Annotated in this window: 11 protein-coding genes; 4 read left to right on the forward strand and 7 right to left on the reverse strand. The window is 43.8% G+C overall.

Annotated features, from left to right (window positions below):
• Positions 1-36 precede the first annotated feature (36 nt).
• Positions 37-510 (forward strand): thioredoxin-dependent thiol peroxidase, encoded by a 474-nt coding sequence (bcp, locus tag ACZ5V1_RS06945; protein ID WP_464391242.1) that lies wholly within the window; start codon positions 37-39, stop codon positions 508-510.
• Between the two features lie 171 nt (positions 511-681).
• On the opposite strand, the gene ACZ5V1_RS06950 is transcribed toward bcp, so the two are convergent.
• The gene (locus tag ACZ5V1_RS06950) at positions 682-1,185 is read right to left on the reverse strand and encodes a 4Fe-4S dicluster domain-containing protein (RefSeq protein ID WP_464391608.1); all 504 of its coding nucleotides are present in this window, start codon (positions 1,183-1,185) and stop codon (positions 682-684) included.
• Between the two features lie 23 nt (positions 1,186-1,208).
• Entirely contained in the window at positions 1,209-2,255 is a 1,047-nt protein-coding gene (locus ACZ5V1_RS06955) for an FAD-dependent oxidoreductase (protein WP_464391609.1), read from the reverse strand.
• A 320-nt stretch (positions 2,256-2,575) separates the two neighbouring features.
• Between ACZ5V1_RS06955 and ACZ5V1_RS06960 the strand changes: the two genes are divergently transcribed.
• Positions 2,576-3,007 (forward strand): ACT domain-containing protein, encoded by a 432-nt coding sequence (locus ACZ5V1_RS06960; RefSeq protein WP_160711365.1) that lies wholly within the window; start codon positions 2,576-2,578, stop codon positions 3,005-3,007.
• Positions 3,008-3,240: 233 nt separating this feature from the next.
• Positions 3,241-5,163 carry a molybdopterin-dependent oxidoreductase gene (locus tag ACZ5V1_RS06965; protein WP_464391243.1) on the forward strand — a complete coding sequence of 641 codons (1,923 nt, stop codon included), beginning with the start codon at positions 3,241-3,243 and terminating at the stop codon, positions 5,161-5,163.
• 55 nt (positions 5,164-5,218) lie between these two features.
• On the opposite strand, the gene ACZ5V1_RS06970 is transcribed toward ACZ5V1_RS06965, so the two are convergent.
• From ACZ5V1_RS06970 to uvrB, 5 genes are all read right to left on the reverse strand, one after another.
• Complete coding sequence (locus ACZ5V1_RS06970) at positions 5,219-6,868, reverse strand: NAD+ synthase (RefSeq protein ID WP_464391244.1); 1,650 nt, start codon at positions 6,866-6,868, stop codon at positions 5,219-5,221.
• Positions 6,868-7,647 carry a 4-hydroxy-tetrahydrodipicolinate reductase gene (gene dapB / locus ACZ5V1_RS06975; protein ID WP_464391245.1) on the reverse strand — a complete coding sequence of 260 codons (780 nt, stop codon included), beginning with the start codon at positions 7,645-7,647 and terminating at the stop codon, positions 6,868-6,870. The genes ACZ5V1_RS06970 and dapB overlap by 1 nt, the downstream gene beginning before the upstream one ends.
• A 93-nt stretch (positions 7,648-7,740) precedes the next feature.
• A complete protein-coding gene (gene ligA / locus ACZ5V1_RS06980; RefSeq protein WP_464391246.1) occupies positions 7,741-10,089 on the reverse strand; it encodes an NAD-dependent DNA ligase LigA in 2,349 nt (782 codons plus the stop codon).
• 394 nt (positions 10,090-10,483) lie between these two features.
• Complete coding sequence (locus ACZ5V1_RS06985) at positions 10,484-11,530, reverse strand: potassium channel family protein (protein WP_464391247.1); 1,047 nt, start codon at positions 11,528-11,530, stop codon at positions 10,484-10,486.
• A gap of 13 nt (positions 11,531-11,543) precedes the next feature.
• Positions 11,544-13,556 carry an excinuclease ABC subunit UvrB gene (gene uvrB, locus ACZ5V1_RS06990; RefSeq protein WP_464391248.1) on the reverse strand — a complete coding sequence of 671 codons (2,013 nt, stop codon included), beginning with the start codon at positions 13,554-13,556 and terminating at the stop codon, positions 11,544-11,546.
• A 184-nt stretch (positions 13,557-13,740) separates the two neighbouring features.
• Here uvrB and ACZ5V1_RS06995 point away from each other — a divergent pair, with 184 nt between their 5' ends.
• Complete coding sequence (locus tag ACZ5V1_RS06995) at positions 13,741-14,232, forward strand: hypothetical protein (RefSeq protein ID WP_464391249.1); 492 nt, start codon at positions 13,741-13,743, stop codon at positions 14,230-14,232.
• Positions 14,233-14,276 lie beyond the last annotated feature (44 nt).

The raw sequence follows: 14,276 nt of genomic DNA on the forward strand, positions 1-14,276 counted from the left end.
GGGCATATTAAGCCTGTTACGTAATAAGGAGCGTCTATGAAGACATTAAAGCCAGGAGATCCCGCCCCAAACTTTTGTCTGACAAATCAAGCTGGAGAAGAAATCTGTCTCGCAGACTTTCAAGGCAAGGAACGTGTTCTTGTTTACTTTTATCCCAAAGCATCAACCACGGGGTGAACCACACAAGCACAAGGGTTGCGTGACAACCTAGACACATTTGATTCTATGGGGATTGCTATTCTCGGCATTAGTCCAGATCCCGTAAAACGGTTGGAAAAATTTTCCAAAAAACAATTACTGGCCTTCTCATTACTTTCTGACGAACAACATGAAATAGCAGAACGCTTTGGCGTATGGGGTGAAAAGAAGTTTATGGGTAAAATTTATGACGGCATCCACCGCATAAGCTTTCTTGTCGGAAAAGATGGAAAGATAGAACAGGTCTTTAATAAATTTAAAACAGCAGACCACGCAAAAACGGTGCTCGAATATATTGAAAAAAATGCATAAAAAAAATGGTGGAGTGTATCACTCCACCATTTTTTTTACGAAAAATTCTATGCTATTTGTAACTCAGTCTACACAACTATTTCAAACAATCACCTTTGAAGACTAACGTAATCAAATACTATTTTGTGCTGCTCATTCCTGAGTTGTAAACGATAAACGCCTAACCAGAAATTAATCGACAAACTTTTTAGGACGAATATGCGCCATCACACGCTTAAATGCTTCTTCTGAAGCAGGCGTTTTTAGCGATGCAATGTCTTCGCGATCAACATATTTAATAGCATCACACGGACACATCTCAACACAAGCCGGAAGCATATCCTCTGCCCTACGCTTTTTACATAAATCACACTTTGCCACAGCAACGCCCTTACATGTAGCAAAAAACGCTGCATACGGACATGCGATCAAACAATCTTTTGTTTCACAGCCGCGACACTTCATAGGATCATGCAGTACGGCACCGCGAGAATCACGAGAGATTGCACCACGTTTACAAACACGCTGACAAGCAGCATTTTCACAGTGCTGACAATATAAAGGGACTATTTCACCCTCAATAGTGCGTGACATAGCTATACGCGGTGTATCGTGTAGAAAGCGACATACGGCTTCACATGTTTCGCAACCGATACATTTGGAGTAATCAACAAACAGTGTCTTTTGTTCTTGCATACTATTCACATTTGCTCCTGCCGTTACCGCGATATTTTATCCGCATCAAAGTTATATTCCGCTTCTCGAGACTGTGCTTTCAAATCAAGCCAGTTTGTCAGCGAACGAGCCGCACGAAGTCCACTGTAGACAGCTTTACCGATCTTACTTGGACCAGTTAGCACATCTCCCGCGACAAAAACGTTATCCATTGCTGTCATATTCAACCAGCGGACGTCACCTTTGCGCACATTTTCCAACCCAAGTTCCTTTTGGAATGGCGGAGTTGGAATCTCCCCAATAGCGCTGACAATAATATCCGCATCCAGTTCTTCCAATTCATTCGTTTGGCTGTTGCGCACAATAAGTTTTTCAACACAACCTACGCCTTGAATGGATTCTGGAGAACGTTTTTCAAGCCACGAAACGCCCATCTCCTGAATACGATCAATCTCAAATTTTCCACACGGAGCCTCAGAAACGCCTCTTCGGTACACGAGAGTAATATCCTCAGCACCAAGAGTTCTGGCAGAATCCACCACATCAATAGCTGAATGCCCAGCGCCGATTACAACAACTTTTTTGCCTTTAACTTCAGGCATAGACACATTGCTGTGTGCATATTTGACGGCACGAATAGGAAAAAGAAATTGCAGACTGGAATACACACCGTCGAGCATGCTTCCTTCGATGGTCAGCTTTCGAGACTTCCATGATCCAGAACAGACAACCACAGCATCATGGTTATCTGTTAAATCGGAGAGACCTAAAATATCCGCAGCAAAATGATCACCCTCTTCTTCATGCATGGGAGCACTACAACAAATTTTTGTATTTGTTCTGAAAGTAACTCCGAGACAACGCTCTAAATCGCGTACCCCGCGATTAATACGATCTGCAGGAATTCTATGGCTTGGAATACCAAACACCATAAGACCGCCTGGCTTTGGGAGCTTGTCATACACATGTACTTCATATCCCTGACTGGCCAAAAGTCCGGCAGCAGCAAGTCCGGAAGGCCCTGCACCAATAATTCCAACACTTCTATCAATTGCGGGTGTATTCTTGGTTTGCAAAAATCCAAAATTCATTACACCAGCGTGCAAAGATAAAGACACTAATACACCCCCTATTCTTAAATTCATTCGTATGAGTAGTTACCACCAGAGTTCATTGAATACTCAATCTGTCTTTTGAATTCTGTAATATACATCACAATTGGGTACTGGCAAGTAAGAAATTGTGTGAAAAACAGCACAACCCGTGACTTTCCTCGGTGCGGTGTTCTTCAAAAAACGATCATTTACTACCTAATTTTGACAAAGTTGTATTAAATATTGCCCACTACAACTTCAAATGCTAGAAATAGGGTATATCTCTATGTATCTGAAGACAATAAGGGGCAATCCTCATGAAAGTAGAACAAATATCCGTTTTTCTGGAAAACAAGGCCGGACGCCTTGCAGAAGTTACTAACACACTGGCAACGAATGGCATCAACATTCGAGCCCTTTCGCTCGCGGACACAACGGACTTTGGAATTTTGCGCCTTATCGTAGATAATAGTGAAAAGGCAAAGTCCGTATTAAAAGATAAAGGCTTCACTGTTGGCAAAACCAATGTTGTTGCAGTGGAAGTTGAAGACAAGCCGGGCGGATTAAACCACATCCTTGATACTCTTGGTAACAATGGTATCAACGTTGAATACATGTACGCTTTTGTTATGCCAGGCAGTACAAACGCAACTTTGATTTTCCGCTTTGATAAAACAGATCAAGCCGTTGAAATTTTATCTGAGAATAATATTCCTATCATTCCGGGTACAAAATTGCACGCTCAATAGACTTAGCATCTTAGCAATTTAAAAAAGCCGGATCTTTCCGGCTTTTTTTCGTTTAAAAGCTATGTTCCAACCTCTTAGCAAAATCTTTTTTGAAAATACTGCAATAAAATTAAATGAGATACTAACGTAACAATGTTAGACCAATATCCATTGCCAGTTAACACCATAGCTATTTATACAACTCCCAAAAAATAACTTTAGAATGTAGAAACACTCCCTAAAGGAGAGCACAAATGGAACGTATTTCTGCATGCACGTTGGACTGTCCAGACGGTTGCTCTACAATTGTTACAACCGACGAGCATGGTAATCATTCGATCAAAGGCAACCCTGCACATCCAATAACACAGGGGTACACCTGCAAAAAGGGTAAGCACGCCCTTGCGCGCATAAACGCACCGGACCGCATCACAACCCCTCTTATGCGCAGTGGGTCAACCTTTGTTCCTGTATCATGGGATAAAGCTCTCACAACAATTGTTGATAAAATTTCTACGCTAAGAAACACTCCTGACCGTATGCTTCATGTTCGCGGCTACGGATTCCATGGAGTGCTCGCAGACACGAGTCGCTACCTATTCGGGCAGCTCGGTGCCTCTGGAACTCGAGGGGCGCTATGTGACAACGCAATTATGGAATCATGCATTCTTGATTTCGGCGCTCTCGATCAGAATAGTCACACAGAACTTCTCAATGCCGACTGTATCATAAACTGGGGACGAGATGTCCTGCGTTCATCCATCCACACTACTACGCTTTTAAAAGATGCACGAAACAAAGGCTGTAAAATAGTCAGCATATCTCCTGCTTCTCCTGAAGAAGGTATGCGAATACATGTCAGTGATCTGCATATTCAAATTAGACCGGGTACTGACCGTCATCTTGCTGCTGCAGTCATCAGGCGCCTCGCAAACCAAGGAATCCCTGACAACATCCTTAATCGCACTTCAAACAGTTCAAAGTTTGTTCGTTTCATCAAAACACTCGATGAGCAACAATTACTGGACGCGTGTGGGGTTAGTTCAACCGAGCTTTCCACTCTTGTCGAAATTTACGGCAAAGAAAATTTTGCTGTTTCAAGTATCATAGGGTGGGGTCTACAACGCTATATCTATGGTGGAGAAAATGTCCGCTATATTAACGCCCTTTGTATGCTCTCCGGTAACGTTGGACAAAAAGGTGCCGGTAGTTACGGTGGAGTCAGTACAGGCAGAAATTTTGACTCGAGCTGGCGTTCCGGCAGCAAAACCTCGCGCAAATTACTTACCCCAAAGCTTGCTGATGAAATTTTAGATGCTAATGACATCGAATTTCTCTGGTGTGACGGCACAAACGCCATCAACCAGACACCGGAAGCAACAAAGATGACACAAGCATTCAGTACAATCGACATGGTTGTCGTTGTGGATGCTTTTATGAATGACACCGCAAAACGTGCGGACATAATTCTACCCTGTGCACTTATTTATGAGCGGGAAGATGTTCTCGGTTCTTACTTCCACAACTATATTCAATATAGTGCGAAAGTATTCGAACCGAAGGGCGAAGCTCGCGCGGACTATGACATCATCAGAGATTTAGCAAATCGCCTATCTATTCCGTTTCCTGAGATAGATAGTATTTTGGCGCAAGCACTCGATACAAAAGAAATTACTAACCTTACAAAAAATCCACTTGAAAAGATCCGGCAACAAGGGTTTCTGCCAACAGACAGACCGGCAGTAGCCTTCAAAAACCTTCAATTCGGTCATTCAGACGGTAAATATTGTTTACCTGAGTCTGCATTACATGACGAGCCGGAGATAAACGTAGACTTTCCTCTCTCACTGCTGTCTCTTATTAACAAAGACTATGAGCATTCGCAGATTCCGGCAAAGGAACAGCAAGAGCAGTTAAAAGCCTATGTACACCCTGCAACTCTTAAGCAATACAATATTGAACCGGATGGTCAGGCATACATAGTATCCTCCATTGGAAAACTGCGAGTGCAGGCTGTAGCTGACCCTTCAGTACACCAAGAAGCGATTATCGTACGCCGTGGTGGTTGGATGATGTTCAACCGATGCGCCAACACTATTGTCGAAGCCCACGTAACCGACATTGGTGAAAACGCCGCGTATTACAGCCAGCGAGTTCGATTAGAAGTTAGTGAATAAAAAAAAGCGTGAGTCATATGACTCACGCTTTTTTTATTTGTATTTTCTTGTCTAGCTACGGAAGATTTACTCGGCTCGCAACCGGCATTCTCCAACCTGTACCAAAAGCTCGGTCGGTAATGCGTAAACCCGGAGCAGCCTGTCTGCGCTTGAATTCAGAAATCTTTACAAGCCACAAAACTCGCTCAACATCTTCCCGAGCATGTCCCTGCGAAATAATCGCTTCTTTTCCCAAACGCTCATCAATGTACTTACGGAGAATAGCATCAAGCTCTTCGTATTCCGGCAAAGAATCAGAATCTTTCTGATCCGGACGCAATTCAGCAGACGGAGCTTTATCGATGATCTCAACAGGAATTTTTTCGCCGCAGTTCTCATTTGCCCAACGGCAAACTTTCCACACAAGTGTCTTTGGCACATCTGCAATAACAGCTAAGCCACCAGCCATGTCACCATAGATGGTGCAGTAACCTACTGCCAATTCAGACTTGTTACCCGTAGTAAGAAGCAATGCGCCAAATTTATTAGACATTGCCATAAGTAAATTACCACGAATACGAGCCTGAAGGTTCTCTTCAGTCACATCTGTATCTGCACCATCAAAGACTGGATTAAGTGAACCAAGAAATGCTGTAAGCATTGGTTCAATTTCAATTGTCTCTGTGTGGATTCCAAGACGCTTTGCAAGATCAAGAGAGTCGTCAATGCTGCCCTGACTGGAATATGGTGACGGCATGAGTACGCCGATAACATTTTCAGAACCGAGAGCCTCCGCCGCAACGGCCGCCGTTAAAGCAGAATCGACTCCTCCGGACAGACCAAGTACGACTTTCTTGAAACCACACTTGTGCACGTAGTCACGGGTTCCAAGAACCAGTGCCTGCCATGCCTGTGCTTCGTCTCGAGCATCTTCATGCGCAATTCGACCCGATTTGGCTTCGAAGTCCACAAGAATGATGTCTTCTTCAAAAGAGTTGCCTTTGCCAATGAGTGTGCCGTCAGAAGCGTAAGCAAGACTTTTGCCTGCAAAAATAAGGTCATCATTGCCGCCAACCTGATTAACATACAAGAACGGAATCTCGTAATGACAAACCATAGATGAAAGCATCTGCTCACGTACAAACTGCTTACCGAGGGTAAATGGTGATGCAGAAAGGTTGATAATGAGTTCTGCGCCGTCTTCAACAAGTGCCCCGAGCGGGTCTTGCGTATACTGCCTGCGGTTCTTCCAATAGGACTTGTCGTTCCAAATATCTTCGCAGATTGTTACGCCGACTTTACGTCCATTAATGGTCACAAGACCGCGTAGTTTTCCCTGCTCAAAATATCTGTTTTCGTCAAAAACATCATAGGTAGGAAGCAGTGTTTTATGCGCTACAATGGAGTATGTTCCATTTGCCAACAAAGCGGCAGCGTTAAACACAGGTTTGCCTACACTATCCGGATTATGAATAGGCACACCGACTAAGGTAGGAGGCATGTCTTTCAACTCTACAGCAAGTGCGCTGAGAGAGTCCTGACAGCCGTCAATAAAATCCTGACGCAATAACAAATCGCGTGGAGGATACCCGCATACAGATAATTCAGGAGTCACACAAAGCTGTGCTCCGTCTTTTGCAGCCTTTTTTACTGCTTCGGCAATCTTGTTAATATTGCCAGAAACATCACCCACAACAGGGTTCAGCTGAAGAAGCGCTACTTTCATTAGATAATATCCGACATAGAATAAAGTTTTCCTGCCTCACGTCCTGCAAGCCAGTAAGCAGCACGAAGTGCACCTGCCGCAAAGGTTTCACGAGAATGCGCATGATGTGTAACTTCGATGCGTTCTCCCGGGCCCATTGCGTATACAGTATGCACACCCACAACGTCACCGCCGCGAATTGTCTGAATACCGATTTCTTCTTTAGGACGTTCGCCAATCATACCTTCACGATGGTAGTTGGCAACTTCATCAAGATCCCATTTTTTAGCTTCTGCAAGGCATTCTGCAAGACGCATAGCCGTGCCGCTTGGAGAGTCCTTTTTCTTGTTATGGTGTAATTCAACCATTTCAAGATCGTAGTCTTCACCGAGGATTTTGATAAGCTCAGGCAAAATTTGAGTAAGGGCATATACGCCTACACTTGTATTTGGTGCCCAAAACATAGGAGATGTTTTGGCCAACTCTTCAAGTTGCGCACGCTCTTCGTTAGTAAAGCCAGTAGTACCCATTACAATCGGAGTGTTATGTTTTGCCGCAATCTTAGCATTTTCCAGACTTGAAACAGGAATGGTAAAATCGATAACAACGGCCTTATCAAGCTTGCCAAGAACATCATCCAGATCATTTGAAACTTCACAGCCCCAAAAATCAAGACGGCCTTCGTGTCCTTTACGTTCAACAACAGCTGCAAGTTCGTATTTGTCACTATCCTGCGCCATTCGCGCAATTGTTGTACCCATACGACCATTAGCACCCATTACAACTATAGATACACTCATGTCATTCCTCCGAATGTACGACGGTTATTCTTCCTTAAACACTTTCGTGCCTTGTCCATTCAAAATGTATTGAATGCGGAAGACTGCCAGCAATTATCCAAACAGGCTATGTTGCTCTGATGAATTTGCTGACTGTTTTTTCTTTTTTGTTTCATCCTTCTTCTCTGTATCTTCCTTCTCTTGAGAAGGTTCTTCCTTCGCAGGTTCTACAGTATTCTCTTCTGCTACAGGTTCGTCTAAAGAAACAGCTTCTGTCATAACGGCGAGCTCCGCCGCAACGTCTTCTCTCTCTTCTTTATCTGCAACAGATTCATTCGCAGTATCCTGTGATGGTTCTGTGACACTTGAAGGGGTCTCATCTGCTGCCGCCACAGCATTAGAATCCACAGTCTGAATTGAAGACTCACCCTTATGCATTGCTAAGAATTCATCTTCCGTCAAAATTATTATCCCGAGTTGCTCTGCCTTTGCAAGCTTACTTCCAGCTTTTTCACCTGCAACCAGATAATCAAGCTTTTTAGAAACACTCCCTACAACCTTTGCCCCTACGCTTTCCGCCATTTCTTTAGCATCGGCACGCTTTGTTGTAAGTGAACCGGTAAAGACAACTGTTTTACCTGCAAACGGATGGTCCTCATCAATTGCTACAGTTTCCTCTTGCTTAGGATCTAGTCCAATGGCTTTAAAACGCTCCAGCATAGCCTTATTGGCTTCGTTATCGAAGAAGTCGACTATAGACTCAGCAATTTCTGCTCCGACGTCTGGAAGCTCTTGGAGTTCTGTTACGTTTGCAAGCGCAAGCGCATCTAAATCTTTATAGGTCTTTGCCAAAACCTTCCCTGTCTGTTCACCAACGTGTCGAATACCCAGTGCACAGATAAAACGGGACAAGGGAGCTGACTTTTTAATATCTGCAAGTGCGGTTACAAACTTTTGAGCAGAAACCGGCCCCATGCCTTCAAACTGCATAAGGTCAAGCCGCTTTATTTCAAATAGGTCAACAGGGTGTTTAACCATCCCCTTGTCTACAAGCTTCTCTACCCAGCTTTTACCTACACCCTGAATATCCAAACCAGCTTTAGAAACAAAGTGTGAAACAGAGCGTTTAACTACAGCAGGGCATGTAACGTTAATACAACGCCATGCAGCCTCACCCTCTTCACGCACTACATCGGTATGACAAACAGGACATTCTTTTGGAAACGTAAATTCTTTTTCTGAGCCGTCACGTTTTTCTACCAAAGCGCGAACGACTTCAGGGATAACATCGCCAGCACGCTGAACGATAACCATATCCCCTTCCATAAGCCCCTTTGCCTGAATCTCGTCTTCGTTATGAAGTGTTGCACGGGATACAACAACGCCACCCACTTCAACGGGATCTAAAACAGCAACAGGTGTTAATACGCCTGTACGGCCAACCTGAATGGTAATCTCTTCCAGTCTGGTAACGGCTTGCTGTGCAGGAAACTTAAATGCGATTGCCCAACGAGGGAACCTTGCTGTAAACCCAAGCGCTGTTTGTAACTCAAGATCATTCAGCTTTGCTACCATACCGTCAATTTCGAATGGCAGTGTGTCACGCTTCTCACCTAACTGTTCAAATAAGGCGTTTACGTCTTCTGGGCTTTCGCAAAGCTGTGCATCCTGCGGTACAGTAAAGCCAAGGTCAGACAATCCATTAATGATTGCTTCTTGTGTAGTCCACTCCTGCCCTTCATCCCCCCATTCCACAATACCTATTCCATAAGCAAGGAACATTAGAGGACGAGCTGCTGCTACAGATGAGTCTAACTGACGAACAGACCCCGCCGCAGCGTTACGCGGATTAGCAAAAACCTTCTTACCGTATTTACGCTGAGTCTCATTCAGCTTAGAAAACGCGTCTCGTCTAATAACTACTTCACCACGAACTTCCAGACGAGTTGGGACGTTTTTTCCACGCAGACGTAATGGTACGTTCTTAATAGTACGCACTGTATGAGTGACAACCTCACCAGTGGTTCCATCACCTCGAGTTAACGCAGCAGTAAAGGAGCCATTTTCATAAATGATCTCCATAGCGAGCCCATCCATCTTGGGATCAATCCAAAAGGACAAATCTGCATCTGGTTGCTGACGCTTAATGCGCTCTACAAACGCAATAAAGTCCTCTCCGTTGAATGCGTTGTCCAAACTATACAGTTGTAAGCTGTGATCTTGAGACTGTAAGCTTGGGAGCACTTCTCCGCCAACCTTCATAGTCGGGGAGTCAGAAGTCAGAAGTTCAGGGTATGCTTCTTCTAGTCCTTTCAACTCTCGAAACAAAACATCATATTCAGCATCTGTAATTTCAGGAGCATCCTGAACGTAATACACATAACTATGATGCTCGAGTTCCTTACGGAGCTGGAGTACTCGTTCTTGAGCTTCATTAAGAGACAACATGGTAGAATCAGACATACGACACCTTATTTTATCTGTGTAAGAAGGCTTACAGCTTGTTAACGAAATCTTAGAGTTTCAGCCCTAAAGGCTCTATATGCCAGTGTGGCAATAGGCCCTGTGGGCTAATCTTTTTTAGAACCGCTGGATACTTTTCTTACTCTTTCTTGTCCAGCCCATTGTCCTCGCTTAGTAGGAGATTCCCTCATTTTTGATGCTTTTTTACATACAAAAAATGAGTGTAGAATACGGTGATATACCATACTATTCTACACTCATAAATATAGATTCATCAAAAAACAGTGCATTATCTGTATTGATTACAATGCCATTTCCACTTTGTGTTTATACATATAAACAACCATGAATCCCAGCATTCAACAAAACGTTACATATTGAAATTTAAAACTTTTTATAAAAGCGTTGCGAACTCTTCGAGCTGTTCTTGAGCTCCAACAGCGATAATAGTATTGCCAGCTTCCAGCACAGTGCGACCATCAGGGTTAAAGACCATATCCTGACCTTCCTTCTTAATGGCAATGACTATTAAGTTAAACTTCGGACGGAGTTCTGACTGGATAAGATCCTTACCTACAAGAGAGGATTTCTCACCTATTGTAAGCTCTTCCATCTGAATAGCCATTGTGGTTCTTCCGTAAGCAAGCTCCATAAAGCTTGTCACGGTCGGGCGCAGAACGGACTGAGCAAGACGTAATCCACCAATATGGTTTGGCAAAATAACAGAGTTCGCTCCCGCCTGCTTAAGCTTACTCACACGTTGATGTGAACTGGCTCTGGAAACAATGTTTACATCCTGACTCATCTCACGAGCACTCAATACTACATATACATTCGCTGCATCCTCAGACAACGCTGTAATCAGGTTCTTAGCGTTTGCCACCCCTGACTGAGCCAATACGTCATCAGAAGTAGCATCCCCTTCAATGTACAGAATACCCTCTTCCTGAAGAATTTTTACTGATTCTGGATCATTTTCGATAACAACGACGTCCTGTGCTTCCGCCATAATCTCATCCACTACTACAGAACCAATACGACCATAGCCACAAACAACACAGTGATTTTTAAGTTTGGCGATTGTTTTAAGCACTCTGCGGCTCCCGATAAAATGAAAAAACTTACCTTCTACCAACAACTGGGAAAACGCACCCAGAAGAAAAGCAAAGTTACCTACACCAGCCAAAATAAGAAATGAAGTTAGTATGCGCCCTTCAGTGGAAAGAGGCTGAACTTCACCAAAACCTACTGTAGAGAGTGTAATAACGACCATGTAGACAGCGTCTGACATGGACCAACCTTCAAGCTCCATATAGCCGTAGACAGCCAGTGCAACGACACCGAGTATGGATATCTGACTGACCATAAGAGGCCAGAAAACTCCTAACTGATTTCGAAGACGAATCAGCCGGACAATAAAAGACTTGGAAAACAACTTCATGTATTTCCCCAGGTTAACCAGTTTCGAGCAGATGTTCCCGCAGGATGTGAATTTGATCTCGTAATTCAGCAGCTTTCTCAAACTCTAATTCTTTTGCTGCTTCACGCATCGCGCGTTCAAGCTTGGCTATCATTTTAGCCAACTTTTTAGGGTCGTGTTCAATATCCTGTGAAATTGATATGCCTTTCTTCTTCTTATCTTTCTCTGCTTCTGCTGAAGAAGAAATGGAATCAAATGGCGTATCAATACGCTTCATAATTGTTTGCGGAACAATACCATGCTCTACGTTATAAGCCTCTTGCTTTTCGCGCCTTCGCTCCGTCTCATCCATTGCAGCCTTCATGCTCTTCGTTATCTTATCAGCATACATGATAACTCTACCGCTGGCATTACGTGCTGCACGACCGAAGGTCTGAACAAGTGAACCGACTGAACGCAAAAAGCCTTCTTTGTCCGCATCTAGTATTGCTACCAAAGAAACTTCGGGAATATCAAGCCCTTCTCGCAATAAGTTAATTCCGACAAGCACATCACACTCTTTTCTGCGTAGCGCCTGAATGATTGCCATGCGCTCTAACGTATCAATATCTGAGTGCAGATAACGGGTGTTCACGCCCATGCTCTTAAAGTATTCCGTAAGATCTTCAGCCATACGCTTTGTAAGAGTTGTAACAAGTACACGCTCATCTTTAGCAATGCGGCTTTTACACTCGCCTAGCAAATCTTCCATTTGGCCTTTCGTAGGCCGTACTTCAAGCTGTGGATCAACCAGACCGGTCGGACGAATAATCTGTTCAACAACAAGCCCCTGAGTACGTTCCAGTTCCCATTTTCCGGGTGTTGCCGAAACATATACAGTCTGCCCGATACGTTCCAAAAACTCTTTGAATTCAAGAGGACGGTTGTCCAAAGCAGAAGGAAGCCGGAAACCGAAATCCACAAGAGTGCTTTTACGCGAGCGGTCACCTTTATACATTGCGCCCACCTGCGAAACCGAGATGTGGCTTTCATCAATAAAGAGCAAGAAATCTTTAGGGAAGTAATCAATCAAACATGCTGGAGGATCACCCTCTTTGCGGCGATCCAAGTGGCGTGAATAGTTTTCAATACCTGTACAGTACCCCATCTCTTCAATCATTTCGAGATCAAGCATTGTACGCTGTTCTAAACGTTGCGCCTCTACAAGCTTATTTCCTGCCTTAAAGTCCGCAAGACGTACTTGAAGTTCATCACGAATATCCGAAACAGCACGCTTTAAGTTGTCCTTATCAGAAACATAGTGACTCGCTGGATAGATAACAGTCTTCCCAACGCTTCCGAGAATATTCCCAGTAATAGGATCAATCTCATGCATAGCATCAATGTCATCTCCAAAAAATTCTATTCGCAGCGCTTTTTCATGATGATACGCTGGAATAATCTCCAACACATCCCCACGCACCCTGAATGTGCCACGGTGGAAGTCATAGTCGTTACGTTCATACTGAACTTCGACTAGTCGTGTGATTATTTCATCCATAGAAAGGGACTGACCAACTTCTACTGGAATAACTAACTTTGCATAGTACTCCGGTGAACCAAGACCATAAATACAGGAAACTGAGGCAATAATGATTACATCACGACGAGTTAGCAGTGCATGGGTAGCAGCATGGCGCAATTTATCAATGTTGTCGTTGATGGATGAATCTTTTTCGATATATGTATCTGAAGACGGAACATATGCTTCCGGCTGATAATAGTCATAGTAACTCACAAAGTATTCAACTGCATTGTGAGGGAACAATTCTCTAAACTCGTTGTAGAGCTGAGCTGCTAACGTTTTGTTTGGCGCAAGAATAAGCGCTGGACGTTGGGCTCGGGCAATGGTTTGTGCAACAGAAAAGGTTTTACCGGAACCGGTAACCCCGAGCAGAATTTGATCCTGCACGCCCTGCTCCAAGTTGGTTGTCAGCTCTTCAATGGCTTGTGGCTGGTCACCCTGCGGGGTGAATGAAGTTTCTAATGTAAACAGCGTATCCTGCATTACTTCCTCGTATAGTATCTTCTACTGCTAAATAGCAAAACGCTAAGGGCATTCTTAAATAGTTTTCGACGTAAGCCTACCCGAAACGTCTTTACACAAAAATTAATCACTTAGTTGCGGCACAATCCACAATCGCATAACATACAAAGATATAGAGAATTCCATTTTCCGCGGAGGGAACCATATGCAGAAAGAAATTGTATCTGCTCTCGGTAACGAACCCACTGACAGAATATACACTATGTATGTCATCATACGCAGCTTCAAAGGGCGTAAACATGTGCAGGCGCATCTGTTTCGTTCTGACATTCCTGAAGCTGAACTACAAGCCACAAATCTACATCAATGTATTGATACAGACTGTGAGAAGTATCGACTCGAGCCGCACCTGAGTGGAACACTCGAAGAGACCAAACAAATGGTACTTGAAAGTTTTACCCAAAAGGAAATAGAAGCCATTACCGGCTACCTCGAAGAACGATATCACACCAGACTTGAAGGTATTTTTGTCGCCCCGCTCTCATTCCCTGTTCCGCAAGGTACCATGCCCCTTGCCTCCATACCAGAAGGTAAAAGCATGGGCTTTATTAGATTCGACAACATGCCCGGATATCCACTAGAGTTTAACTTTAGAGCCTTCTATGACCTAGACCAGCATGAACCTAATGTTATCTAGAATGTTGTAAGGTAATAAAACCACTGACGTGAAATAAAAAAGCC

This window comes from Halodesulfovibrio oceani subsp. galateae, assembly GCF_055397225.1.